The sequence below is a fragment of the Mycobacterium sp. IDUB_39 genome (assembly GCF_055419205.1).
On record NZ_JBVAXF010000007.1, the window covers coordinates 145,182 to 171,764 of the forward strand.

General features: G+C 66.6%; 21 protein-coding genes. 9 read left to right on the plus strand and 12 right to left on the minus strand.

Annotated elements, in window-relative coordinates; genetic code table 11:
- Window position 1: 1 nt before the first annotated feature.
- From bioD to ACZY0X_RS25125, 3 genes are all read right to left on the minus strand, one after another.
- A complete protein-coding gene (gene bioD, locus ACZY0X_RS25115) occupies window positions 2-679 on the minus strand; it encodes a dethiobiotin synthase (RefSeq protein ID WP_463774287.1) in 678 nt (225 codons plus the stop codon).
- Window positions 676-1,824 (minus strand): 8-amino-7-oxononanoate synthase, encoded by a 1,149-nt coding sequence (locus ACZY0X_RS25120; RefSeq protein ID WP_463774289.1) that lies wholly within the window; start codon window positions 1,822-1,824, stop codon window positions 676-678. The genes bioD and ACZY0X_RS25120 overlap by 4 nt, the downstream gene beginning before the upstream one ends.
- 80 nt (window positions 1,825-1,904) lie before the next feature.
- Window positions 1,905-3,197, minus strand: coding sequence for an adenosylmethionine--8-amino-7-oxononanoate transaminase (locus ACZY0X_RS25125; RefSeq protein ID WP_463774290.1), 1,293 nt, complete (start codon window positions 3,195-3,197; stop codon window positions 1,905-1,907).
- A 78-nt stretch (window positions 3,198-3,275) separates the two neighbouring features.
- Between ACZY0X_RS25125 and ACZY0X_RS25130 the strand changes: the two genes are divergently transcribed.
- The 5 genes from ACZY0X_RS25130 to ACZY0X_RS25150 all read left to right on the plus strand — a co-directional run bounded on the left by ACZY0X_RS25130 (window position 3,276) and on the right by ACZY0X_RS25150 (window position 12,161).
- The gene (locus ACZY0X_RS25130; protein WP_463774291.1) at window positions 3,276-5,453 is read left to right on the plus strand and encodes an acyltransferase family protein; all 2,178 of its coding nucleotides are present in this window, start codon (window positions 3,276-3,278) and stop codon (window positions 5,451-5,453) included.
- 31 nt (window positions 5,454-5,484) lie between these two features.
- Window positions 5,485-7,614 (plus strand): glycogen debranching protein GlgX, encoded by a 2,130-nt coding sequence (gene glgX, locus ACZY0X_RS25135; protein WP_463774293.1) that lies wholly within the window; start codon window positions 5,485-5,487, stop codon window positions 7,612-7,614.
- 3 nt (window positions 7,615-7,617) lie between these two features.
- Window positions 7,618-9,918: a malto-oligosyltrehalose synthase gene (gene treY, locus ACZY0X_RS25140; RefSeq protein WP_463774294.1), complete on the plus strand. Its 2,301-nt coding sequence runs from the start codon at window positions 7,618-7,620 to the stop codon at window positions 9,916-9,918.
- Window positions 9,911-11,641 (plus strand): malto-oligosyltrehalose trehalohydrolase, encoded by a 1,731-nt coding sequence (gene treZ, locus ACZY0X_RS25145; protein WP_463774295.1) that lies wholly within the window; start codon window positions 9,911-9,913, stop codon window positions 11,639-11,641. Before treY ends, treZ begins: the two co-directional genes overlap by 8 nt.
- Window positions 11,642-11,711: 70 nt before the next feature.
- A complete protein-coding gene (locus ACZY0X_RS25150; RefSeq protein WP_463774297.1) occupies window positions 11,712-12,161 on the plus strand; it encodes a hypothetical protein in 450 nt (149 codons plus the stop codon).
- Here ACZY0X_RS25150 and ilvA read toward each other — a convergent pair.
- A complete protein-coding gene (gene ilvA / locus ACZY0X_RS25155) occupies window positions 12,158-13,438 on the minus strand; it encodes a threonine ammonia-lyase IlvA (protein WP_463774298.1) in 1,281 nt (426 codons plus the stop codon). The two genes, ACZY0X_RS25150 and ilvA, sit on opposite strands and share 4 nt — an antisense overlap.
- Before the next feature lie 50 nt (window positions 13,439-13,488).
- Window positions 13,489-13,926: a nitroreductase family deazaflavin-dependent oxidoreductase gene (locus ACZY0X_RS25160; protein ID WP_463774299.1), complete on the minus strand. Its 438-nt coding sequence runs from the start codon at window positions 13,924-13,926 to the stop codon at window positions 13,489-13,491.
- 89 nt (window positions 13,927-14,015) lie between these two features.
- Here ACZY0X_RS25160 and ACZY0X_RS25165 point away from each other — a divergent pair, with 89 nt between their 5' ends.
- Together ACZY0X_RS25165 and ACZY0X_RS25170 are read left to right on the plus strand one after the other, a co-directional pair.
- Entirely contained in the window at window positions 14,016-14,225 is a 210-nt protein-coding gene (locus ACZY0X_RS25165) for a hypothetical protein (protein WP_463774301.1), read from the plus strand.
- A 158-nt stretch (window positions 14,226-14,383) separates the two neighbouring features.
- Entirely contained in the window at window positions 14,384-15,784 is a 1,401-nt protein-coding gene (locus tag ACZY0X_RS25170) for an HNH endonuclease signature motif containing protein (protein ID WP_463774302.1), read from the plus strand.
- Window positions 15,785-15,881: 97 nt separating this feature from the next.
- Here the strand turns inward: ACZY0X_RS25170 and ACZY0X_RS25175 are convergent, their stop codons facing one another.
- Both ACZY0X_RS25175 and ACZY0X_RS25180 read right to left on the minus strand, forming a co-directional pair.
- Window positions 15,882-16,514: a DUF4303 domain-containing protein gene (locus ACZY0X_RS25175; RefSeq protein ID WP_463774303.1), complete on the minus strand. Its 633-nt coding sequence runs from the start codon at window positions 16,512-16,514 to the stop codon at window positions 15,882-15,884.
- A 133-nt stretch (window positions 16,515-16,647) separates the two neighbouring features.
- Window positions 16,648-17,301 (minus strand): TetR/AcrR family transcriptional regulator, encoded by a 654-nt coding sequence (locus ACZY0X_RS25180; protein ID WP_463774304.1) that lies wholly within the window; start codon window positions 17,299-17,301, stop codon window positions 16,648-16,650.
- Between the two features lie 54 nt (window positions 17,302-17,355).
- Between ACZY0X_RS25180 and ACZY0X_RS25185 the strand changes: the two genes are divergently transcribed.
- A complete protein-coding gene (locus tag ACZY0X_RS25185; RefSeq protein WP_463774305.1) occupies window positions 17,356-18,762 on the plus strand; it encodes an MFS transporter in 1,407 nt (468 codons plus the stop codon).
- Window positions 18,763-18,792: 30 nt separating this feature from the next.
- Here ACZY0X_RS25185 and ACZY0X_RS25190 read toward each other — a convergent pair whose 3' ends face one another.
- The 4 genes from ACZY0X_RS25190 to ACZY0X_RS25205 form a co-directional block, all read right to left on the minus strand.
- Window positions 18,793-19,119: a YnfA family protein gene (locus ACZY0X_RS25190; RefSeq protein ID WP_463774307.1), complete on the minus strand. Its 327-nt coding sequence runs from the start codon at window positions 19,117-19,119 to the stop codon at window positions 18,793-18,795.
- Window positions 19,119-21,110, minus strand: coding sequence for a DUF7064 domain-containing protein (locus ACZY0X_RS25195; RefSeq protein ID WP_463774308.1), 1,992 nt, complete (start codon window positions 21,108-21,110; stop codon window positions 19,119-19,121). Before ACZY0X_RS25195 ends, ACZY0X_RS25190 begins: the two co-directional genes overlap by 1 nt.
- Before the next feature lie 63 nt (window positions 21,111-21,173).
- The gene (locus ACZY0X_RS25200) at window positions 21,174-23,111 is read right to left on the minus strand and encodes a primary-amine oxidase (protein ID WP_463774310.1); all 1,938 of its coding nucleotides are present in this window, start codon (window positions 23,109-23,111) and stop codon (window positions 21,174-21,176) included.
- A gap of 48 nt (window positions 23,112-23,159) precedes the next feature.
- Window positions 23,160-24,695, minus strand: a complete 1,536-nt coding sequence (locus ACZY0X_RS25205; protein WP_463774311.1) for a carboxylesterase/lipase family protein — start codon at window positions 24,693-24,695, stop codon at window positions 23,160-23,162.
- Between the two features lie 101 nt (window positions 24,696-24,796).
- Here ACZY0X_RS25205 and ACZY0X_RS25210 point away from each other — a divergent pair, with 101 nt between their 5' ends.
- Entirely contained in the window at window positions 24,797-25,489 is a 693-nt protein-coding gene (locus tag ACZY0X_RS25210; RefSeq protein WP_463774312.1) for a hypothetical protein, read from the plus strand.
- A gap of 7 nt (window positions 25,490-25,496) precedes the next feature.
- Here the strand turns inward: ACZY0X_RS25210 and ACZY0X_RS25215 are convergent, their stop codons facing one another.
- Window positions 25,497-26,390, minus strand: a complete 894-nt coding sequence (locus ACZY0X_RS25215) for an Lrp/AsnC family transcriptional regulator (RefSeq protein ID WP_463774314.1) — start codon at window positions 26,388-26,390, stop codon at window positions 25,497-25,499.
- Window positions 26,391-26,583 lie beyond the last annotated feature (193 nt).

Genomic DNA, 26,583 nt, shown 5'->3' on the forward strand with positions numbered 1-26,583 from the left:
GTCAGACCAGACCGCGGACCCAGGACGTCTCGAAGGCCGCGGTGCTCATCTCGGCGAACGCGGCGGGTGACAGTGCACCGGCACTCGATGGCAGCGACGCGCGCACGGGTGCGATCAGGGCCAGCGCGTGCAGGTTGGTCTCCTCGGCCACCGTCGGGCTCGCGGGATAGGCACCGACCACGACTCCAGCACACGAAATGTCCCGTGCCGCCAGGGCTTCGGTGGTCAGCGCGGTGTGGTTGAGGGTGCCAAGTCCGGGGGCCGCGACCACCAGAACCGAGGCGCGCAGATCCCCTGCGACATCACGCAGCGTCACCCCGTCCGCGCCGATCTCCACCAGCAGGCCTCCCGCACCCTCGACGATCACCAGTCTGCCGGGCCGATCGGCCAAAGCAGCCAACTCCCCCAACTCGGATCGCGTGGGTAGCGCCATGCCTGCTCGCTGCGCGGCGGCGACCGGCGCCAGCGGCTCCGGATAGCGCCACCCCGACACCAGATCGACAACGCCCGACAGCCGCGCCACCTCGCCCAGGTCGTCATCGCCGTCGGCCGCACCGGTCTGCACGGGTTTGCACACCGCCACGTCGAGACCGACGAGTCGCGCGTGGCAGGCCAGCGCCGCGGTGGTGATGGTCTTTCCCACGCCGGTATCGGTGCCGGTGACGACGACGACGCTCATCGGCGCGCCGAGGCGAGGACCTCGGCGAGCACGCTGCGCGCCAACGCCATCTCGCGGTCATCGAGTGAAGCCCGCGCTGTCAGCCGCAGGCGCGATGTCCCCGCGGGCACCGTCGGCGGGCGGAAGCACCCGACGCGGACACCTCGGTCCAGGCAGGCGGTCGCCGCCCCCAGCGCCACCTCGGGCTCGCCGAGAATCACCGAAACGACCGCCGACCCAGGTATCTCGGGAACGTCGCAGACCTCGGCGAGCGTCGCCGCGTGCGCCAGAACGGCATCCGCGCGCCAGGGTTCGGCGATCAGGATCTCCAAGGCGGCCCATGCCGCACCCACCGCGGCCGGGGCCAGACCGGTGTCGAAAATGAAGGGCCGCGCGGCGTCAATCAGGTGCTCCCGCACCGCGATCGGGCCGAGCACCACTCCGCCCTGGGTGCCGAGTGCCTTGGACAGCGTCGTCGTCATCACAATGTCGGGCGCTCCCGCCAGACCGACCTCGTGCAACAGTCCTCGCCCGCCGGTGCCGCGCACCCCGAGTCCGTGCGCCTCGTCGACGATCAGCAGTGCGCCGTGCCTGCGGCAGACGTCGTGCATCGCGCGCAGCGGGGCCATCGCCCCGTCCGCGCTGAAAACCGAGTCCGTCAGCACGACGGCACGCTTCTCGGTGCGCTCGGCCAGGGCCGCGTCGATGGCATCAACATCGCGGTGCGGTGTCACGAGCACCCGCGAACGCGACAGTCGGCACGCGTCGACAAGCGACGCGTGTGTGAACGCATCGGAGACCACCAACGCGCCAGGACCAGACAGCGCCACGACGGCACCGAGGTTCGCGGTGTACCCAGATGAGAAGACCAGGGCCGATTCAGCGCCGACGAAGTCGGCCAGCGCCGCCTCGAAACCCTCGTGCAGCTCGGTGTTGCCGGTGACCAGACGCGATCCGGTTGCGCCAGCACCCCAGGTCCGCAGCGCCCGAACCGCGCCGTCGATCACGTCGGGGTGTGTGGACAGGCCCAGGTAGTCGTTGGACGCCAGGTCCAGTTCGTCGCCTATTGGGGGCCGGGTTCGCAGTGAACGGCGCAGTCCGGCGGCCCGGCGCTCCTGCTCCACCTCGGCGAGCCAGGCCAGTGGGGAAAGGTCCACTCGCGGCATCCGGTGCTCCCTTCCCGACACTTGAACAGGTCGGCGAACCGACGATTGAACACGTCGGCGAGCCGACAATTGAACACCGTTCAGGTTAGAGCACGCGCGACGGCGACCATCCCCGCCCCGATCTGAGCCACCTCGTCGGGCGTGCAGACGAAGGGCGGCATGGCGTAGACCAGCTTGCCGAACGGGCGCAACCACAGCCCATGCTCCAGAGCCGTGTGCGTTGCCACCCGCATGTCGACTGGCTGCTCCATCTCGATCACGCCGATGGCGCCGAGCACCCGCACGTCGGCGACGCCCGGCAGTGCCGCGGCCGGAGCCAGTCCCACCTTCAGTCCTGCCTCGATATCGCGAACCCGGCTCTGCCAGTCCTGGCCGATCAGCAGTTCGACCGACGCGACGGAGACCGCGCACGCTAGGGCGTTGGCCATGAACGTGGGCCCGTGCATCAGTGCACCCGCGTCGCTGGTGCTGATGGTGCGCGCGATCTCGGCCGTGCACAGCGTGGCAGCCAATGTGATGTAGCCGCCGGTCAGCGCCTTGCCGACGCACATCACATCGGGTGTCACACCGGCATGATCGGCGGCGAACAGCGCGCCGGTCCGGCCGAATCCCGTGGCGATCTCGTCAAATATCAGCACCACGTCATGACGCGTGCACGCCTCCCGCAGATCGACCAGATACCGGGGATCGTGGAAACGCATGCCGCCTGCGCCCTGGACCACAGGCTCGACGATGACCGCGGCGAGTTCGTCGGCGTGCTCGGCCAGTTGACGCGCGAAGGCCTCGGCGTAGGCCGGGTCGTAGGCGGACGGCACCGCCGGGGCGAACACCTGCGGGGTGAGAACAGAACGCCACAGCGAGTGCATGCCCCCGTCGGGATCGCACACGCTCATCGGGGTGAAGGTGTCGCCGTGGTATCCCCCACGCCACGTCATCAATCGGTGTCTGCCTGGTCGTCCCCTGGCCACCTGGTACTGCAACGCCATCTTGGCCGCGACCTCGACCGACACCGAGCCCGAGTCGCTGAAGAACACCGTGTCCAGGCCGTCGGGGGTGATCTGCACCAGCAACTCCGCCAGCCGCGCGGCGGGCTCGTGGGTCAGCCCACCGAACATGACGTGATTCATGGTGGCGAGCTGGCGCGTGATCGCCTCATCCAGCGCGGGATGCCCGTGCCCGTGAATCGCCGTCCACCACGAGCTCATGGCGTCGATCACCTCGACGGGTTGGCCGTCATGAACCACAGTTAGCCACGCCCCCTTGGCGCCTACAGCCACAACCGGAGCCAGCGCCTCGGCGCCGATGGTGCTGTAGGGGTGCCAGACGTGCGCGGTGTCGATCGCACTGATTTCAGAGGGTGTCAACGCAGGCACGAAGTCATACTCTGCTCGCTCGGGCGCTCATCGCAAAGCGCGCACTCACAGCGCCGCACGGTAGATTGTCCGACGACCATGCTGACCCTTGACCCACCCCGGAAGGCCTCGCGCACCGATTCCGGGTCACCCCCGCCTGCCGTCATGGGCACCCGTACCTCGGGCTTCTACCGCCATGACCTGGATGGTTTGCGTGGCATCGCGATCGCACTCGTCGCGGTGTTCCACGTCTGGTTCGGCCGGGTATCAGGTGGCGTCGACGTCTTCCTGGCACTGTCGGGGTTCTTCTTCGGCGGACGCCTGTTGCGTGCGTCACTGTCGTCGACCACCTCGCTGGCGCCGCTGCCCGAGGTGAAGCGGTTGGTACGCCGACTCCTTCCCGCGCTGGTCGTGGTGCTGGCAGCCTCCGCGGTGCTGACCATCCTGGTGCAGCCCGAGACTCGGTGGGAGGCCTTCGCCGACCAGAGCCTGGCAAGCCTGGGCTACTACCAGAACTGGGAATTGGCAAGCACGGCGGCCGATTACCTACGTGCCGGCGAGGCTGTCAGCCCGCTGCAGCACATCTGGTCAATGTCCGTGCAGGGCCAGTTCTACATCGCTTTCCTGGTGTTGATCTTCGCGTTCGCCTACCTGTTCCGCAGACTGCTGGGCCGCCACCTACGGGTCGCGCTGATCGTGCTGCTGTCGGCGCTGACCATCGCGTCCTTCGTGTACGCGATCATCGCCCACAACGCCGACCAGGCCACCGCCTACTACAACAGCTTCGCCCGCGCCTGGGAACTGCTCCTCGGCGCGCTGGCCGGAGCCCTGGTGCCATTCGTCCGGTGCCCGATGTGGTTGCGCACGGTGGTGTCGGTGGTGGCACTGGCCGCGATCGTGTCGTGCGGTTTCCTCATCGACGGCGTCAAGGAGTTCCCGGGTCCGTGGGCGCTGGTCCCGGTGGGCGCGACCATCCTGTTCATCCTCAGCGCAGCCAACCGCGCCGCTGACCCGCACCTCACCCGCGCCGACGGCCGGATGCCGCTACCCAACCGGTGGTTGGCGACCGCGCCGTTCGTGTCGCTCGGCGCGATGGCGTACTCCCTGTACCTCTGGCACTGGCCACTGCTGATCTTCTGGCTGGCCTACTCCGGGCACAGCCGCGCGAACTTCCTCGAGGGCGCGGCGGTCCTTCTGATCTCCGGCGTGCTGGCGTGGTTGACCACAAAGTACGTGGAGGAGCCGCTGCGGTTGCACGCTCCCGTCGCGCAGAAGCCGGTCGTTCCGATACCGCTGCGCGTTCGGCTGCGCAGGCCCACCATCGTGCTCGGCTCGATCGTGACGTTGCTCGGCGTCGCACTGACCGCCACATCATTCACGTGGCGCGAGCACATGACCATCCAGCGCGCCAACGGCAAGGAACTGTCCGGGCTGTCATCGCGCGACTACCCGGGTGCGCGCGCACTCGTCAACCATGCGCGCGTGCCCAAACTGCCGATGCGCCCCACCGTGCTGGAGGCCACGGACGATCTACCGCAGAGCACAACCGACAAGTGCATCGGCGACTTCGACAACGTCGACGTCATCACCTGCACCTACGGCGACGCATCGGCGAAGCGCACCATCGCGCTGGCCGGCGGCTCGCACGCCGAGCACTGGCTCACCGCGCTGGACCTGCTTGGCCGGCTACACGACTTCAAGGTCGTGACGTACCTCAAAATGGGCTGCCCGCTGACCACCGAACAGAATCCGCTGGTCATGGGCGACAACAGGCCCTACCCGAAGTGTCGCGTGTGGAATGAGAAGGTGATGCCGCGACTGATCGCCGACCATCCCGACTACGTGTTCACGACGTCGACGAGACCGTGGAACATCAAGGACGGCGACGTCATGCCGGGCACCTACGTCGGCGTCTGGAAGGCGTTCGCCGACGCCGGAATTCCGGTGCTGGCGATGCGCGACACGCCATGGCTGGTCCGTGACGGTGAGCCGTTCTTCCCGGCGGACTGTCTGGCCAGCGGTGGTGACGCCATCTCCTGCGGCATCAAGCGCTCCAAGGTACTGTCCGACCACAACCCCACTCTGGATTTCATCAAGCGGTTCCCGCTGTTGAAACCGCTCGATATGAGCGAAGCTGTGTGCCGGGATGACTACTGTCGGGCGGTGGAGGGAAATGTGTTGATTTATCACGACTCTCATCACTTCACCACCACCTACATGCGAACCATGACCAATGAGCTGGGTCGCCAGGTCGCTGCTGTCACCGGCTGGTGGTAGGCGTCCGCGCACGCGAGGAGCGTAGATAGCAATGGTCTCCGCCATCTGGCCCGGCACGCCCTACCCGATGGGCGCAACGTATGACGGTGCGGGCACCAACTTCTCGGTGTTCTCCGAGGTCGCCGAGAAGGTCGAACTGTGCCTGATCGCCAAGGACGGCACTGAGGAACGCATCACCCTCGACGAGGTCGACGGCTATGTCTGGCACAGCTTCCTGCCCACCGTCACGCCAGGCCAGCGTTACGGATACCGCGTGCACGGACCGTGGGACCCCGAGGCCGGTCACCGATGCGATCCGAGCAAGCTACTCCTCGACCCGTACGGAAAGTCATTCCACGGTGATTTCGAGTTCACCCAGGCCCTGTACTCCTACGACCTGAACGCCGAGGACCTCGCCACGGGCGGCACCCCACCGGGGGTGGACTCGTTGGGGCACACCATGACCAGCGTCGTCATCAACCCCTTCTTCAACTGGGCGTCGGACCGCGCCCCCAACACGCCGTACCACGAGACCGTCATCTACGAGGCCCACGTCAAGGGCATGACCGAGACCCATCCCGGCATCCCGGACGAGCTGCGCGGCACCTACGCCGGCCTGGCCCACCCGGTGATCATCGAGCATCTCAAGTCGCTCGGTGTGACGGCCATCGAGTTGATGCCGGTGCACCAGTTCATGCACGACCACCGACTGCTGGACCTCGGACTGCGAAACTACTGGGGCTACAACACCTTCGGATTCTTCGCCCCCCACTACCAGTACGCCGCCAACCAGCATGCCGGCGGTGCGGTGGCCGAGTTCAAGACGATGGTGCGGTCGTTCCACGAGGCGGGTATCGAGGTCATCCTCGATGTGGTCTACAACCACACCGCCGAGGGCAACCACCTCGGCCCCACCATCAACTTCCGAGGCATCGACAACGCCGCCTACTACCGACTGCTGGACGGCGATCCGAAGTTCTACAAGGACTTCACCGGCACGGGTAACAGCCTCAACGCACGCCATCCCCACACGCTGCAGCTGATCATGGACTCGCTGCGCTACTGGGTGCTGGAGATGCGTGTCGACGGGTTCCGGTTCGACCTGGCCTCCACCCTGGCCCGCGAGTTCTACGACGTCGACCGCCTCTCGGCCTTCTTCGATCTGGTCCAACAGGACCCGGTGGTCAGCCAGGTCAAACTCATCGCCGAACCGTGGGATATCGGCGAGGGCGGCTACCAGGTCGGAAACTTCCCTGGTTTGTGGACCGAGTGGAACGGGAAGTATCGCGACACTGTGCGTGACTACTGGCGGGGAGAACCCGCAACCCTTGGCGAGTTCGCGTCCCGACTGACCGGGTCGTCTGACCTCTACGAGGCGACCGGCCGCCGGCCGGGCGCCAGTATCAACTTCGTGACCTGCCACGACGGCTTCACCCTGGCCGACCTCGTCTCCTACAACGAGAAGCACAACGAGGCCAACGGCGAGGACAACCGGGACGGCGAGAGCCACAACCGGTCCTGGAACTGCGGGGTGGAGGGACCCACCGACGACCCCGACATCCTGGAGCTGCGAGCCCGGCAGATGCGCAATGTCGTCGGCACGCTGATGCTGTCACAGGGCACCCCGATGATCAGCCACGGCGATGAGATCGGCCGCACACAGCGCGGTAACAACAACGTCTACTGCCAGGACTCCGAGCTGTCCTGGATGGACTGGTCGCTGTGCGAGACAAACGCCGACCTACTCGCGTTCACCCGCAAGGCGGTCGCCCTGCGCAAGGCGCACCCCGTGTTCCGCCGCCGACGGTTCTTCGCAGGCAAGCCGATCCGCACAGGCGGACAGGTTCGCGATATCGCCTGGCTGACGCCGGCCGGCGAGGAGATGACACCAGAGGACTGGGGCGCGGCATTCGGCAAGAGCATCGCCGTCTTCCTCAACGGCGATGCCATTCCGGAACCGAACGCCCGCGGCGAACGCGTCACCGGCGACTCATTCCTGCTGTGTTTCAACGCCTTCGGCGAGGATCTCGACTTCGTCATTCCCGCCGACTGGTACGCCGAGCAGTGGACCGCGGACCTGGACACCGCAGATCCCACCGGGGACACCAACCTCGTGGTGGTGGCCGGCGAGAAGGTCACGCTGCAAGCCCGGTCGCTGCTCGTACTACGCAAGACAGCCTGACCCGTGCCATCACCGATCCTCTCGACCTACCGCCTTCAGCTGCGCGGCTCAAGGAGCGGGCAGTCGTTCACCTTCGCCGACGCCGAGAACCTGCTGGACTACCTCGACGATCTCGGGATCAGCCACCTGTACCTGTCCCCCATCCTGACCGCAGCCGAAGGCTCCTCACACGGCTACGACGTCACCGATCCCACCACCGTGTCGGCCGAGCTCGGTGGCGCCGAGGGGCTGGCCCGGCTGTCGGCCGCCGCACGTGTGCGTGGCATCGGCCTGATCGTCGACATCGTGCCCAATCACGTCGGCGTCGATGATCCGCGGCAGAACCGGTGGTGGTGGGATCTGCTGACCCACGGCCGCGAATCGCGTTACGCCACGTACTTCGACATCGACTGGGAACTCGACCCGGATGGCCGAATAGTGCTGCCGGTGCTGGGATCTGATGACGACGTCGATGATCTGGTGGTGGACGGCGATCTGCTCCGTCTCGGCGATCGGGTGTGGCCGATCGCCCCCGGCACCGCCGGTGGCACCGGGGCCGAGGTGCACGGCCGGCAGAACTACAGGCTGATCGGCTGGCGCGCCAACATCTGCGGCTACCGCAGGTTCTTCTCGATAACCTCACTCGCGGCGCTGCGCCAGGAGGATCGTGCCGTCTTCGACGCGACCCACGTCGAGGTGAAGCGCTGGTTCGACGAGCACCTGGTGGATGGGGTACGCATCGACCACCCGGACGGATTATCCGATCCCCCCGGCTATCTCACCTGGCTACGCGAGACAACCGGGCCGGACGCCTGGATCGTGATCGAGAAGATCCTCGCCGGCGATGAGGCATTGGACCTCACCCTGCCCGTCGCGGGTACCACCGGCTACGACGCGTTGCGTGAGATCGGTGGCCTGTTCGTCGATCCGACAGGCACGCAGGCACTGACCGATCTCGCCGACTCCGCCGGTGACGACTCCGGCCAGATCCACGCCGCGGCACGCACTCTCAAGGTCGAGGCGATCACCGGGACGCTGCACAGCGAGGTGAGCCGGCTGCGGCGCGCCGTCGTCCACGCCACAGGTGATGACCACCCCGATCTCGTCGGGGCGATCGCCGAGCTGGTCAGCCGGGTCGGCGTCTACCGGTCGGACTATCCGACGCTGGCCTCAGTGCTTCCCGTGGCGCTGGCGCAGACCGCCGCTCAGGCACCGCATCTCGAGGCGCCGCTGGCACTCGTCGCCACCGCCGTCGCGACGAACCCCGAGAGCGCGACACGCCTTCAGCAGTTGTGCGGTGCGGCCACCGCGAAGTCGATGGAGGACTGCCTCTTCTACCGGAATGCACGCCTGGTCTCGCTCAACGAGGTGGGCGGCGAGCCGGAGTGGTTCGGGGTGGGCAGTGCCGAGTTCCACGATCGCACCGCGACCCGGGGGCGGCTGTGGCCATCAGCGATGACGACGCTGTCCACGCACGACACCAAGCGGGGCGAAGATGTCCGCGCCCGCATCGGCGTGCTGTCCCAGGTGCCCTCGCTGTGGACCGAACTGATCGGGAAGTGGACGCTGCAGAATCCTCCCCCGGATCCGGCGACGGCACTCTTTTTGTGGCAGAACGCGTTCGGGGTGTGGCCCGTCGACGGAGACATCACCGCCGGGCTGCGGGAGCGCCTGCACGCCTACGCCGAGAAGGCGATCCGCGAGGCGGCAGTGCACACCAGCTGGAACGCGCCAAACGCCGAGTTCGAGTCTGCTGTCCACACCTGGCTCGACGGTGTGCTGGAACCTCCGGTGGCCACCGAGATGACAACGCTTGTCGGTCGCCTCGACGAGTACGGCCGCAGTGACGCGTTGGGCCAGAAGCTCATCGCGCTGACCGCGCCCGGTGTGCCCGACGTGTACCAGGGCACCGAACTGTGGGAGGACAGCCTCGTCGACCCCGACAACCGCAGGCCGGTCGACTACTCCGCGCACCGTGACGCGCTGCGCGCGTTGGAGCACCCCAAGCTGCGCGTGACCACCGAGGCCCTCCGGTTGCGCCGCGAACGGCCCGACACCTTCCTGTCCGGTGCCTACCGGCCGGTGCTCGCCGGCGGCACGCGACGTGAGCACGTCGTCGCGTTCCAGCGCGGCGGCGACGTCGTGGTGGCCGTTAGTCGGTGGACCGTGCGGCTCGCCGAATCCAGTTGGGGTGACACCGTCCTGCCCCTGCCCGACGGTGACTGGACCGACCGGCTCACCGGACGCCGGTTCGCGGGCACCGTCGGCCTGACCGATCTGTACGCCGACCTTCCCGTCGCACTTCTGGCGAAGACCCTTGGCTGAGCACGAGTTCGCGGTCTGGGCGCCCCGTCCCGAGCGGGTACGGCTCGACGTCGACGGCGCACTGCATCCGATGATGCGCTCCGACGATGGGTGGTGGCGGACGACGCTCGACGTGCCGGCCGACGCCCGATACGGCTTCGTCGTGGATGACGAGGAGAAGGTGCTGCCCGACCCCCGTTCGCCCCGCCAGCCCGACGGTGTGCACGAGCGCTCGCAGCTCTGGGACCCGTCGGCCGCGACATGGACCGATGCGGGCTGGTCCGGGCGATCAGTCGAGGGTGCGGTCATCTACGAGCTTCACATCGGCACCTTCACCCCCGAGGGCACCTTCGACTCTGCGGTCGAAAGACTCGACCACCTAGTGGATCTCGGTGTGGATCTGGTCGAGGTCATGCCGGTGAATGCCTTCAGCGGTACGCATGGCTGGGGCTACGACGGCGTGCTCTGGTATGCGGTCCACGAACCCTACGGCGGCCCGGACGGTCTGGTCCGCTTCATCGACGCCTGCCATGCCCGCGGCCTGGGCGTGCTCATCGACGCCGTCTTCAACCACCTCGGCCCGTCCGGCAACTACCTGCCGCGGTTCGGCCCGTACCTGTCAGCGGGCAGCAACCCCTGGGGTGAGTGCATCAACGTCGCCGATGCCGACTCTGACGAGGTGCGCCGCTACATCATCGAGTGCGCGCTGCGCTGGATGCGGGACTTCCACGCCGACGGCCTGCGCCTGGACGCCGTGCACGCCCTGATGGACACCACGGCCGTGCACATCCTCGAGGAGCTGTCATCCGAGACCGAAGAACTGGCAGCGCAACTGGGCCGACCGTTGAGCCTGATCGCCGAGAGCGACCTCAACGACCCTCGCCTCATCACCCCGCGTGACCGCGGCGGCTACGGTATGACCGCCCAGTGGGACGACGATATCCATCACGCCATCCACACCGCCGTATCGGGCGAACGGCAGGGCTACTACTCCGATTTCGGCACACTCTCCACGCTGGCCACGACGCTGAAGAACGGGTACTTCCACGCCGGCACGTACTCCTCGTTCCGCCACCGCAGGCACGGCCGACCGCTCGACACCGCGTCCATCCCCGCGACCCGGCTGCTGGCCTACACACTCACCCACGACCAGGTGGGCAACCGTGCGATCGGCGACCGTCCGTCCCAGAACCTGGATTTCGGACAGCTGGCGGTGAAGGCCGCGCTCGTCCTCGGATCCCCTTACACCGCAATGCTGTTCATGGGCGAGGAATGGGGGTCGACCAGCCCGTTCCAGTTCTTCAGCAGCCACCCGGAGCCGGAACTCGCGCGGGCCACCGCCGAGGGACGCAAGGCTGAGTTCGCCGAGCACGGCTGGGACGCGGACGAGGTCCCCGACCCTCAGGACCCCGCCACCTTCGCCCGGTCGAAGGTGAACTGGGATGAGGTGGGCATCAGCGAGCACGCCAGGCTGCTCGAGGTGTATCGCGGGTTCATCGCGCTGCGACGCACTGAACCCGACCTCGCCGACCCGTGGCTGGATCACCTGCGCATCGACTTCGACGAGCGGCAGCACTGGATCGTGATGCACCGCGGTGCGTTGGCGGTCGCCTGCAATCTCGGTGCCACCCCCGCGGACGTGCCCGTCACCGGTGACGTGCTGCTGGCGTGGGATCAGCCGATCGTCGGCGAAACCACTGTCCTGCCGGGCCATTCGTTCGCCATTCTGCGAACCGTCAAGTAGTCATCCACAGGCAGCCACCTGTGGATGGATCGTTTCCCCGGCACGCCGGTCAGGGGACATGCTCGCCTGCATGGTTACTCCGTACCACCCACCCCCGCTCGAGACCGCGACCGATCCGATCCACTCCACGGCCGACCTCGGCCAGCGGTGGCGCGCACTGATGGGCGAACTCGGATTCGGCGAGCGACTGCTGCGGTTCGTGTTCGTCGGGCCGGACCGACGTCTGCTCAAGGTGCTCCACGACATGCCGGTGCCGGACCGCCCGACACCGCGGATCGTCGACGACCTCTTCGGCATGCTGCGGGCAGTGCTCGATGGGATCGGCCCCGACGTCACCGTCGCCCTACTACTGACCCGGCCGGGCACCGGAGGAGTCAGCGGGCGCGACCGGCGGTGGGCGACGCTCCTCGACAGGGGTGCCGCGCGGTTCGACGTGCCGATCCATCCGATCTTCCGCGCCAATGACGAGTCGCTCGTGCTCGTCGAGCCCGAGGGCGCTGCGCGCGCGTCGGCGGTCTAGGTCAGATAGCGATACGCCGGAGAGCCGGGCTCGAGCAGTTCGATATGACACTCGGAGTCACGCATCCGCGCCATCAGACCGTCGAGGTCGGAGGCGTTGGCCATCTCGACGCCGACCAGCGCCTCCCCCGTCTCGCGGTTGTTGCGCTTGACGTACTCGAACAGCGTGATGTCGTCGTCGGGCCCGAGCACGCCGTCGAGGAAACGGCGCAGAGCCCCGGGCTCCTGCGGGAAGTCGACAAGGAAGTAGTGCTTGAGCCCGAGGTGGACCAGCGAGCGCTCCAGCACCTCGCCGTAGCGAGACACATCGTTGTTGCCACCGGATATCAGGCACACCACGGTCGATCCCGGGGCGATGTCGGCTTCCAGCAATCCGGCGACCGACAGGGCACCTGCGGGCTCGGCGATGATGCCCTCGTTCTGGTACAGATCGAGCATCGCCGTGCACACCGCGCCCTCGTCGACCGAGGTGATCGTGACCATGTCCCCGGCCTGTGCGAGCACCGAGAATGGAAGTGCCCCAGCCTTGTTCACCGCGGCACCATCGACGAACTGATCGACGTCGTCGAGGACCACCGGCTCGCCTGCCGACAGGGCAGCCAACATCGACGCGGCACCCGCCGGCTCCACGCCGAGTACCGAGGTGCGGGTGGTGCGCTCGGTGAGATAGCTGGTGACGCCGCTGATACAGCCGCCGCCGCCGACCGGAACGATCACCAGATCGGGCTCGGTGTCGAGTTGGTCAAGCAGTTCGACAGCGATCGTGCCCTGCCCCGCCATGGTGCGCAGATCGTCATAGGGCGGTACCAGGGTGGCGCCGGTGCGGGCCACATCCTCGCGCGCCGCCTCGGCGGCCATGTCGTAGGTCTTGCCGCCGACGATGAGTTCAATGAACTCGCCGCCGTGATAACGAATCCGGTCGCGCTTCTGCTTCGGCGTCTTGGCGGGCACGTACACCCGGCCGTGGATGCCCATCTCACGGCACGCCTGCGCGAACCCCTGCGCGTGGTTGCCCGCCGAGGAGCACACCACTCCCGCCGCGATCTCCTCGGCCGTGAGCTGCCTGAGCAGGTTGTACGCGCCCCGGACCTTGTAGGACCGGACGACCTGCAGGTCCTCACGCTTGAGGTAGACCAGCGCGCCGGTCAGTTGCGACAGCCGATCACTGAACTGCAGCGGCGTCGGTGTCACGACCCCGGAAATTCGCTGAGCCGCCGCCTCGATATCGGCCGCGCTCAGCGGCGACATCCGGGAACTCCGACTCAGTTGCGTGGACACCGGTCAATGGTGCCACGTGGCACGAAGCCGATTGATTTGGCGGCGCGAAATCAGCTCACCGGGCTCAACACGAACACCGGGATCTGCCGATCGGTCTTCTTCTGATACTCGGCGTAGTCGGGCCAGGCGGCGACCGCGCGCTCCCACCAGGCGGCCTTGTCGTCGCCGAACACCTCGCGGGCCTCGTAGTCCTTGGTCACTGTGCCGTCCTGCAATTCCACCCGGGGATTGGCGACGATGTTGTGGTACCAGACGGGGTGCTTCGGCGCGCCGCCGAGCGACGCGACCACGGCATACTCCCCGTCGTGCTCGACGCGCATCAGCGGGGTCTTGCGGATCTTGCCCGTTTTGGCTCCGATGGTGGTCAGCAGGATGACGGGCCTGCCCTTCATCTCGGTACCCTCGGTCCCGCCAGAGGCCATGTACTGCTCGGCGTTCTCTCGGGCCCAGTCCGACGTGCTTGGTTCGTATTCTCCGGTCAGTGGCATCCCACCAGCGTAGGACCCCGCGAAACAGGTCAACCCAGATTCAAGGTTTCGGTTGACCGAAAACTTGGATGCGAGCTATCGTAGAACTCATGACCGCCCCCATCCAGCTGCCGCCCCAGGTGTACATCGCCGGGGTCGCGTGGCCGATGTACAAGCTGGTCGCGCTAGCAGTCGGAGCGGTCGTACTCGCCCTGGTCGGCCTGGTCACGATGTCGGTCGGCCCCGCCGTCATCACCGCGGCGGCGACGAGCACGGTCATATGGCTCGCCCTGGGCCTCCTCCAGCGCTCCGAGGACTAGCAAGCCCCTCCCGCGAGCGCGCGTGTCTGCGGGCGACACGCCGGTCTCAGATCCGACTCTGCGCGCGTTCGGCGAATTGGTGAAAACTCTTCTGTCCCTTTGGTTTCACTAGTCACAAACCGAGCATTCTTGTCGTCAGTCGAATGTATGTTCGAGATATGTCAGTGGCGGAGTTGCATGACTACGAGGGCCCGGTCCTCGCGGCCCTCGACGCGCTCGACACCGCCCTCGATGACCTGGACCAGGCATGCATCGACACGATGAGCCACCGCCGACTCCTCGATGTCATGGACCGCCTGGAGCGGGTGAACCGCAGACTGCCCGTCACCGAGCAGCGCGTCCTCAACCGGCTGGCCGCTGAGGCCAACCCGCTCGAGTTGGGTGACACCACCCTGCCAAGGCTGGTGGCATTCCGTTTGCGGATCAGCGTCAACGAGGCCGGCAAGCGCATCCGCTGCGCCGCCGACCTGGGCCCGCGCCACACCCTGACCGGCCAACCCCTGCCACCGGTGCTGGAGCGCACCGCCGCCGCCCAGGCCCGCGGACAGATCAACACCGAGCACATCGCGATCATCCGCAAGTTCTTCGCCGACCTACCCGAGCACATCGACACCCACACTCGCCAGGACGCCGAGACCGATCTGGTGCGAGTGGCCGTCAAACAGAGCCCCGAGGGTCTGCGCAGTGCCACTGCTCTGCTGCTGGCGCTGCTACACCCCGATGGGGACTACACCGACACCGAACGCGACCGCCGCCGCGGCATCTCGATCGGCAACCAGGGCGCCGACGGGCTGAGCCCCATCAGCGGACACCTCACCCCACAGGCGCGGGCCACCCTCGAACCCATCGTCGCCAATTGGGGCAAGCCCGGCATGTGCAACCCCAACGACCCCACACCGACCATCGACGGCGAACCCACCGACGCCGCCATCGACAGCGATGACCGCACCCAATACCAACGCAACCACGACGCCCTACTCGCCATGGGCAGAAGCGTTCTCTGCTCGAGACAACTCGGTCAGCACCACGGGCTACCGACCACCATCATCGTCACCACCACCCTGCAGGAACTGGAATCCGGCACCGGGCACGCCATCACCGCCGGCGGCACCCGGCTACCCATGCGCGACCTGATCGCGCAGGCCTCGCACTCTTTCCACTATCTGGCGGTGTTCGACCAACACACCGAAGCGGCCCTCTACCTCGGGCGCACCCGACGCTGCGCCACCGGCGCCCAACGCATCGTGCTCTACGCAAAAGACCGGGGCTGCACCCGCCCCGGCTGCACAGCATCGGGCTACAAATGCCAAGCCCACCACGCCGTCACGGACTGGAAGAACGGCGGCCAGACCAACATCGACGAACTGTCACTGGCCTGCGGACCCGACAACCGCCTCATCGAACAAACCCAGTGGATCACCCGAAAACGCAAAGACGGCCGCACCGAATGGATCCCACCCCCACACCTGGACACCGGCCAAGCCCGCACCAACGACCTTCACCACCCCGAACGCATGCTGCACCCACCCGAGGAGAACTCGGAAGACGAAGGCCCCTAGCACAATCGAAACTAGCGAGATCGCAACCTACGCGCACGACGTTTATGCGGTCGCTACCGCAGCGCCGGTGAGCAGGTCGCCCCGCCCAGCCCAGCGCCTAACGCAGCCGGTCATTGAGTTCGTCGGCGACGTCCTGGACAGCGGTGGGACCGTCGTGGGCCTCATGGGGAAACAGATCGAGCTCGTACTGTTGAAGGGCGCTCGGTGGATTGAGTTGCCGCGCCCGAGCTACAGCGTCCGCCTCGTCCTCTTCTCCGGGGAAAGTCAGGTTGATGACGACCGATTCTCGCGCGGCGCCCGCACCGAAGAAGCCCTCTCGGTCGAGATCAGCCAGTGCGCCCGTCAGTGCATTCACCAGTGCGGTGCGCAGTTCGTCGGAGAGCTCATACGGGTCGCCAAGGTCTGTGAACAGACGCTCGACCTGTCCAAAGAACTCGTCATAGCCGAACAGGTCGTACGGTGAATCGGATTCGGACCAACGCAGCTCTCGTTCCGCCGCCCAAGGTCTGGGCTGTGTCGCCGCTTCAGCGACGATGCGCTGGAGTCCCTCGACCGAGCATGCAGTAGGCGCCGGCTGGTGGAGCGCGGCGGTCGTCCACAGCCCGTAATAGTAGAAAGCCTCGTCGGGGCATGCGTCGCGCAGCTCGGTCCAAGCTTTGCGACAGGCCTCGCGTACGGTCTCACGGATTGAATGGACAGCGTTAGCAGGGTCCGTCCTCGACGTGGGCACCAATCATCTCCTCAAGCGGTACGCATCAATCACGCTAGTGCGATTCGCGATCCCACCGCGATCTTTGGCGTTGAGCTGCGCGCACGCTCGTTCATCCCAGGGGCGGCAAGGCCGCTAGGGCAATAGCCCATCGTCAATGGCTATGGCGGTGATGGATACGGGGATCGCCAGTCTTCGCCTTGCTTATCGCCACCAACCGCTCGTAGTTGGCGGCCACACCGCGCAGCAGGGCGTGGACAGCTTCCTCGACTCCGTTGTCGCTCGTCGACGCATGGCCAAACAAGGCCCGGTAGTGAACGAGGGATGCCAGTAGATCGAGCAGTAGTTCGCGATCGGTATCGGCTCGCAGGTCGCCGCGCGCAATGGCGGCATCGAGAACCTGGACGACAGCAACGCGCGGTGGTTGGAACAGAGTCGTCATGAAAGCTTCCCGCAGTGCGGGATCGGAATTGCAATCAGCCAGAAGTGATGCGAGGGCATCCGGTGGTAGTCGACGAAATACGTTGAGATGCAGCTTGATTACATCACAAAGGTCACAGATGGTGCATTCGGTGTCCGGCGCATCAAGCGCGCCCAACTGCATGGCGAGCGCGTCCAGCACGAGACCAGGCAGGCTGCGCCAGCGCCGGTAGATGGCGGCCTTTGTGGTCCCGGCACCTCGAGCGATTGCCTCGATGGCCAGCCCGCCATACCCCGCCTCGGAGAGCAGCGTCAGCGTGGTGTCACGAACCGCATGATCAATGCTCTCGTCGCGGGGTCGGCCAGTACGCGACTTGTCTTCCTGCACGAAATCAGCCTAACGTATTCGATACGACTCGGTGCGTATCGAAAGTAGGCGGATATGTCGTCATCTCCTGAAGTGTCCTCGGCTGCCGATGCCACGGCAGCAAGCTGGGGAACACTGCTTGGCCGCCGCCATGGCCCGGTCTCGGCCACACTGGCTGGCGGCGTCGGCTTACACGCGACGAATGTGTACCTGGCGGCCACCGTGATGCCATCGGTCGTCGAGGATATAGGTGGTGCCAGGTTGTATGCCTGGGCGACAACCGTTTTCATGGTGCTCTCGGTGCTGGGCTCAACGCTGGCAGGCGTGGTGCTGGCGAAGATCGGACCGCGATCGGCCTACCGCTGGTCGGCAATCACACTCGCGCTGGGGACGGTGCTCTGCGCAGTTGCTCCGTCGATGCCGGCGTTGCTCGTCGGCCGTGCCGTCCAGGGCCTCGGCGGTGGCCTGCTGTTCGCGCTGTGCTATTCGATCGTGCGGTTGGCGCTTAGCGAGGAGTTGTGGCCGCGGGCGATGGCGCTGGTCTCGGCGATGTGGGGCGTCGCGACCCTCGTAGGTCCTGCGCTCGGCGGCTTGTGGTCACAGCTGCACCTGTGGCGGGGCGCGTTCTGGATGCTGGTTCCGATCGTCCTCGTCTTCAGTGTTTGGGGAGCCGCCCGACTCCCCGCCCAATCCAATGACCTGGCGCCGCTGCGAATCCCGTGGCTCGCGATCAGCCTGCTCACAGCGGCCGTGCTGGTGATCTCGGGCGCCAGTGTGACCACCTCGCTGGTAGTCAACGGTGCCGGCATACTCGTGGCGGCCATGATTTTGCTGATCTGGCTGTGGCGTGAACGCAGCACAGATTCCGGGGTGCTGCCCGCGGCAACATTCGGACCCAATCGTCGGTTGAGGCTGATCTACGTGACGATGGCAGCGCTCGTCATCGCATCGACGGTCGAGGTGTTCGTCCCATATTTCGGCCAGCACCTGCAGGGGCTTGGGCCGTTGGCAGCCGGATTTCTCGGCGCGATCATGGCCGCCGGGTGGACTGCGGGGTCGGTCGCGTTCAGCGGTGTACGCCGTCGCAAGGCGGTGCTGATCGCTACAGCGCCCGCCTGCACCATCACCGGTCTGATCGTGCTGGTCCTTGTCGGCCCGCTCGAATCGCACGCACCCACCACCGTACTGACGGTCGCACTGGGGCTGCTGCTTGTCGGCTTGGGTGTTGGCGCCGCTTGGCCTCACTTGTTGACCGATGTACTGCAACTGGCCGGCGACCGCGACCAAGCCCTGGCTGGCGCATCCGCTACGACCGTTCAACTCACCGCGACAGCCGTCGGATCCGCCATAGCCGGAACCGTGACCAATATCGTCGGCTTCACCGACCCGTCTCATACCGCTGATGCCGCGCGCTGGCTGTTCGCGACATTCCTCCTGCCTGCGGTGGTGGCACTCGCCACCGCGTGGTCCGCGCGTCGCTGACCCTTAGCGCAACGTTCCTGCCGACGGGTCCTATCGCGGCGCGTACATGATCAGTCCGACGCCCGCGAGAGCAATCACTGCACCGGTGATGTCCCACCGATCGGGCCGGAAGCCGTCGGCGACCATCCCCCACAGCAGCGATCCTGCGATGAACACGCCGCCGTAGGCCGCCAGCACCCTGCCGAAGTGCGCGTCGGGCTGAAAGGCCGCGACGAAGCCGTAGGCGCCGAGCGCAAGGACACCCGCACCGATCCACAGCCAGCCGCGGTGATCGCGAACGCCCTGCCAAACCAGCCAAGCACCGCCGATCTCGAGAATGGCTGCGGCCACGAACAGTGCAATTGACTTGAAAATCATCAGGTTTGGTTGCGATTCCACTCGACCCAGCCGACCCCGGACCGACCGTCGGCGGTGGCCACAGTAGCCCAGGCGCGCGGGAAGTGGCTCACCCGACCGTCAGGCGATGTCAACAACACAGGCGCGTGGCCCCGTATGTCGATACTCGCGGAAATGTCACCTGGTGCGCACTCCAGAACCGTCGCCAGGGGTAAGTCGTTCTCGTCGAAGGTCTCTCGCGCCGTCACCCGCTCGAACTCCACAAGCGGCTCACCCTGACGCTGCGAGTATCCGAGACCCAGCGGCGGCATTCCAGGGATTCGCATGTCGACACCGTGAATGTGCGTGCCGTCGTCGAGGTGCAGCGCGCTCCACACCCACTCCATGCCCCACCAGTCCCGTGCCGCCCAGGAGTGATCCCGCTGGCCCGCGACGTCGACGAGGTCGAAGGTGCGGCCGTCGACCGTCACCGTGCCCGACACCGTGCACGGGATCTCGTATCGTGGCGACACCCGGTACTGGTACGGCGTACCCACGGTGGTCCAGGTGAGATCCATCGTCAGCTCGGCGGGGCGGCCACTCTCCCCGCGCAGCAGCGCCGCCGGGTCTTCGTGTGCCTCACCCGAACCGCGCAGTGAAACCCGGTACGTGCGCAGCGGTTCAACCACCTCCATGCCCAGATCTATGGTGTCCGTCTGGACGTGGGTGTGCACCTCGGGCAGCGGCGCCTCGAAGTCCAGGACGGCCACCGTCGGCATGTTCTGACCACACACCAGCGCGTTGATCCACACCTTCCCCTGGTTCGGGAGCAATCCCAGACGGATCCAGCCGCCGACGTCCTGACCGGGATCGGCGAAATCGAAGTACCAGCTCTCGCTCCACAGCGGTTCACCCGAGGGGTTGTGAGTCCCCTCGTCATCGGCGTTGGGCTGCAACGGCTCCGGAGTCGACTTCGGCGGAAGCACGGCCAGCGCGTCGGTGTCGATGACGTGTTGACAGTGCCGTTCGATCATCGCCATGAACATCTGGTCACCGCGGTCGGTGCGGGCGACGAGCATCGGCGAGACGATCGACATGAGCACACCAAAGAAGCTCTGGTGCCGCACGCCCTCGCAAACGTCGTCGAAGCTCACGTCGGCATCCGCGCCGAGCGCATCGTGATAGACGTGCAGCAGGGCGTCGTACTGCTCGCGGCGCTGCGGTATCGGTAATGCGCAGCCGAGGAAGTACGCGACGTCGCTGAACGCCGGGCCCCAGGTCACGGTCTGCCAGTCGACGACCGTGAGTGGTCGGTCCGCGCCCTCCTCACCGAACAGCATGTTGTCCAGCCGAAAGTCACCGTGCACCAACCCACTGACCCGGTCCGACTCGGCCTCCGCCGCCATGTAGGCGTCGAACGACTCGACAAATCGTTCACAGACGTCGCGATGCTCGGGGCTGATCTGGTCGTGGTACCGGTCGATGAACCCGGCATACAACGCCGCGACGAGACCCTGATTGACCGGTGACTCTCGGTTGAGCCATTCGGCGGCCGCCAGCGTGGCGTCGCCGAGCAGGGGTCCGTGGACGCGACCCAGCTGTGTCAGCGCCATCGCCGCCTGTTCGGCTGTGGCACCGCGGATCTCATCGCCGACAACAGCGGGCGCGGCATCGCCGAGCAGCAGGTCGAAGACGCCAGTCTCCGGATCGTAGGCAGCGTGGTAGCAGGGCGCCACCGGACCGTCGAGCCCCGGCGCGATATCGGTGTAGAAGCAGACCTCACGCTCGTAGAGGCCCATCGCGAGACCGGTCTGACGACTACTCGGGTCGGCCGCCGCCACCTTGAGCACCACCGCGGTGGGGCCCTCCCCGCCATCGGCGTACGCCAGGGTGACGCGATAGCACTCGCTCATCTGACCGGTGCCGATTCGGTCGTAGCTGAAGTCCGACACGGTGCCTGCCCCGAGGGCGGCAGTCAGCCACTCGGCGGTCAGGTCGGCGGGGCGTTCGAGGAGTGGCGCGGAAGGTTGCACCCCGCCAACCTAGGGCACCGGCGTCGTCAGCGGCGACAATTCCGTCGATTCAGTTGACGGGTGTCAAGTATGTGCAGCGTGACACTGCTCGGGTGGTGCCGCGGGCACGTCGAGTGCCGGGTTGCGGTCGAAGAAGCCGAACGGTTTGAGCCAGAACGACACCACGTCAACAGGCATCACCGGCCAGTCCTCGGGACGGGTGATGTGATGCAGTCCGAACACGTACCAGAGCACCACATCCGTGTTCTCAATCGGACGGTTCGCCTTCGTCCACCGCCCCAGACCGGTGTCCGCAACCGACTGGTTGACGAACTCGCCCGCGGGCCACCGTTCGTCGGGGCGGTTGGGCGTCACCCAGAGGGTGTGTCCGATGACGTTGGCGCGCTGCAGTACCGGCGACTTCGAGTCGAACATCGGAGGGATCGCGCTACCCGGCACGAGTTTGTAGGAGGGATGGGTGCCGAGCCCGTTGGTGACGTTGGGGTTGGCCACCTTCCAGGCCCGCTGAGTGCTGAAGTCGACGTCCTGCTTGCCCTCCTCCTCGTTACGCAGCGCGACGTTGCGCACGACCACCGACAGTCCGTAGGGGTTATCGGGGCCCATCGGTTCGGCGTACGACTCGCTCGCGTAGACGGTGTTGGACGGACCGTCGATGTCGAGGTCGAGTCGCGCCACCAGGAAGTGCTGGTGGAACGGTGCGTAGGTGCGTTCGTCGACCAGCGTGCCGTTGGGGTTCGGCTGACCGGGCGCTAACGGGGTGGTGACCATGATGCCGGTGGCCCGCACCTCACACTCGATGTTGCCGTCCTGGTAGAGCCGCCAGTACACCAGGTACTCGTAGTTGGCGACGGTGACATGGAACGACAGTGTCAGCCGGCGCATCCGCCGCACCTCGGCACCGATGTCGTGGTCGACGTGCTTCCACAGCACGGCGTTGTCCTCCTCGTGAATGCAGATCGCGTTGGTGATGGTGTAGGGCTCACCCCTGCTGTCATGCAGCACGGCGTCGAGATAGCGGATCTCCCCCAGACAGTCACAACCCAGTTCCAGGGACTGCGTCATGAAGCCCAGCCCCCACTCGCCGATGTCGAATGCGGTGCGCCGGTAGTGATCAACCGATGAGTCCCGGTACGGCACCACCATTTCCGCGAATGACATCCGGTGCGCAATCGACCGTTCCCGGTCCCCGTCCTGATAGCGCACGGTGTGCAGCGTCATGCCCTCGCGGTAGTTGAATCCGATGCGCAGCGACCAGTTCTGCCAGCGCAGCAGGTTGCCGTCGAGGCTGAACGACGGACCCTCGAGCTGGGTGATGTGCAGCGGCTTGAGCGGCTCACGCCGGGACGCAGCCCGGATCCGGTCGGGAATGTGTCGGGGCACATACTCCCCCATGACATTTGGCGGTTCAATACCCCCGCCGGCGAACGGGCCACTGTCCTCGACCCGCAGCACCTCCATGCTGTTCAGATCGATCACACAGTGCAGCCCACTGATCAGGTGCGCGTACGGATTGGCGCCCGGCCCGTCCTTGCGCCACGTGTCCGACCAGCCCAGCCGCCGCCCACGGAACTCGTCCGGGATGACGGCATCACCGAAGGTCCAGGTGTCCATGAAGACGTTGTCGAGATCGGTGATGCCGCGCCCGGCCAATGCCGCGATGACGTCGGGATGGGTCCGCAGCACCTGGTCGCACTCGACGAACTCGTCAACGGTGAAGTTCGCCTGCACGCCGGGGATGTGCTCGAAGGACTCGACGCTGTCCTCGCTCAGCGACACCACACTCTTGTAGGTCGCGTTGACGGACCGCTCGAAGCAGACCACCGTCGCCCTGCGTGTCGGCGTCGGGCCGCCGTCGGAGAATGCAGCCAACTCCTCCTTACCGGGTTCGGCCAACTCGATCGACGCGAAGCGCCACCCCAAGTCCACGCCGTGTTCGCGTCGCAGAATGGCTGCAACGGCGCTGAACTCGTCGGCCGATAGCGGATCCAATGGGTGGCTCACCCGCTCACGCAATCACATCGAGCGGTGCCGCGCAGTCGAAATCACACCTCAGTTCGCGGTGAGTGTGAAGCCCTCCCAGGCGCGTCGGCGATCGGCGTCGGGGTCGAACTCCACACGCGTCTGCCGGTCGAACACCAGCACCGCCCGGTCCTCATGGGTATAGGTCGGCCAGCCCTCACCCGGCAGGGCGTCACGGCTGAACGCCCGCCACCGGTTCTGCACGTCATTGCTGACCCGGCGCGCGGAGGCTCCGTCCGCCGCCGCGGTGAGCAGCGAGCCGAAACGCGTGCGGTACACGTCGAACACCGCGAACAGTTCGGTCGCGTGGGTGGCCCCCAGCCCTGACCAGTGGAAGGTGCGCGGCGCGTAGTCGTAGCGGTAGACGTACGTCGGACAGTGTCGGCCATGCGCCTCGGCGATCTGCCACGCCGCTGTCCCGAACGCGAAGTCCCCGCCCAACCGGACGCATGCCGCTGAGTTCGGATACCCCGGATAGGCGTTGGTGATCCGGTTTCGTACGTCAACATCGGTATCGGCGAACAACACGTCGATCATGGGCTCGGTAGTCGGCAGCAGTTGGAGGAACCGGGTGAAGAGTCTGCCCTCGTCGGCGTTGGTGCCCACGATGAGCGGCACCTGGTGCGCGGCACCGTCGCGCATGGCGGCGACCGGATCCCGAGGCAGGTACTCGGTGTCATACGTCGGGCCGACGGGAAACGCGCCGCGCATCTCCTTCATGTTCCGCATCAGCGTGTTGAGTGCCTCGACCAACTGCGACGGGCGCGCGGCCATCAACGCGGCCGCGCCATCCTGAGGTGCGACGCCGAGGATGCCGGCGAAGTCGTCGGCGAATGCCGCCGCGATCTCCGGTGTGCCCGCCATACCGCTGGCGGGGCTCTCCGAAATCGCCCGGTGGAACAGTCCCTTCGCCTCGGGCACGGCCAGCAGGGTGGCGACGGCGTGCGCGCCGGCGCTCTCGCCGAAGATCGTCACGTTGTCGGGGTCACCGCCGAACACCGCCGCGTTATCGCGGACCCACTGCAACGCGAGCACCAGGTCGCGCAGAAACAGGTTGTCGTCGATCTGATGCTCGGGCGTCGACAGCGACGACAGGTCCAGGCATCCGAGCGCACCGAGCCGGTAGTTCACCGACACGAAGACGCAGCCACGCCTCGCCAGGGCGGCACCGTCATAGATCGGCGTCGCCGAGCTACCGAGGATGTAGCCGCCACCGTGGATGAAGACCATCACAGGCAGCGGGCCGTCAGCCGACGAGCGCTCGCGCGAGGAGCCGACAGAGACGGACTCCGGCGCGACGACGTTGAGTGTCAGGCAGTCCTCGCTCATCGGCTGGTACTTGCCGACGCGCACCATGGTGTACTTGCGGTCCTGGGGTGCGCAGTAGGTGAACCCGTGGCAGTACCGCACGCCGCGCCACGGCTGCACCGGTTGCGGCGCCCGGTACCGCAGAGCCCCCACAGGCGGCCGTGCATATGGAACCGATCGCCACCGGTTGACGCCGTCACGGGTGAACCCCTCGATGGTTCCGCTGTCGATCGTCACGCGAATGGGTCGGTCGTGCATGACATGACGGTAGCGAAGAATGTGGATGGTCTCGATCGGAAATAGTTCAGACAAGGGGTTGCTGACCCGCACTCACCACCCGGCCCGCTAGCCTGGTTGGTATGCGGATTGCTGTCATGATCGCGGCGTCTGTGCTGGTCGCAGGGTGTTCATCCACCTCGGGCGATGAAGCCGAACGCTCTCAAACAGCGCTGACAGCCCACCCGACAATCTCGAAATCGTCGCCGACATCGACGGGCAGGTCGACCACCACCACGGCGGCGGCCAAGCCACCGCAGGCGGGCGCCGCGATCGCCGACGTCATCGGCTGGATCGAGCAGGGCACAGCGGCCGACGTGGCGGCCCACCACACGGCGTCACGGGCGGGTGCGACCACCGAGCTCGGTGAGGACGTCGCGTTCACCGGCCCGTCCGGTACACCGAACTGCATGACCGACTCCAGGGCCGACGGCGCACTGGCCTGTCTGGTGGACCTGACCGATCCCCCGCCGCAGCCAGCGGACGTCTACGGCCAATGGAAGGGGGGTTGGGTCGACTTCAGCGGGCGCAGCGTGGAAGTTGGCTCAGCGCACGGTGATCCGGGCCGTTTCAGCCGGGGCACCGGCGCCGAACTGCCGCCCGGACAGACGTTGTCGTTCGGCGACTACCGCTGCCGCGCCGACACTGCCAGCGTGTACTGCGTGAACTACGCCCACCAGTCGGCGGTCAAGTTCGACGCCGCGGGCGTCGAGACCTTCGGCTGCCTGCGCCCGGCCACACCCCCCGCCGGGATCGGCAAGCAGTTCACCTGCTGAGGGCCTGTCAGCCGGCGGAGTCCAACACCGAGGCGTAGCTCTCCTTGACCACCTCGAGGTGAACCCAGCTCTCCAGCGCGCTCACACCTGGCATGGCGCGCACCGTGTCGAGTAACTCGACGAGTTGGGCCGCGGAGAAAGCGCGCACCGTCACGAGGACATCGAACCGGCCGAGGGTGCGGGCCACGAAGATCACCGATGGCATCGCGGTCAATGCGGCCACGACGTCGTGGTGGTCGCCGGTCAGTCGGATGCCGAACCCCATGGCGCTCTGCCGGTCCTGACCCGAATGGCGGACGACTGCGCCGATGCGGACCACTTGAGCTTCGACGAGCCGAACGACGCGGCGCCGCGCACCCGCCGAGGACAGCCCGACGACCCTGGCGAGGTCGACATAGGAGGCGCGGCCGTCCTCCTGCAATGCCCGAAGGAGTGCGAGGTCGACGTCATCGACGTCGGTGGCGACCTCCCCGACGGGGCCCACCACGTCCCTGACCACCTCGACGTAGGTGAGCGTGTCGACGCCGACGACGCCCTCGAGGCCGCGCAGTTGGCCGACTGCCCTATCGATATCGCGCATCGAGGCCGCGCGCAGCTCGGCGACCAGGCCGTGCAACCCGCTCGTCAACGACAGAAAGGGAACGTCGTCACGATCGGCGACCGCGGCGGCGATGCGCTTCACCGGTCCATCGACCGTCAGCCCGACGTAGGCCAGCACGCCGCGCCCGATCACCGCGGGGTGGACGACACCGCGCACGATCACCTGGCCGCTGGCGATGAGCCGTTGCACGCGCACCGCGGCCGCGGACCGGGACAGCCCGACTGCGCGGGCGATCTCCGGGTGAGTCAAGCGCCCGTCGACCTCCAACAGTTCCACGATCGCCTCGTCGACCTGGTCCATCGTTCACCACCCTCGAAATCTCGTAGAAGAATTTTCCACCCGCCCGCCGCGTCATATCGGACAGGTGAAGCAGCAATTCACGCCCATGATGCCGGATTCTCCGTAGATCTCCGTCATATCGTGATTATCAACATCGATTCGGCGATCGAAGTGATTGCGCGGGTGCGTGAGTCGACTTACAGTGGCCCGGATC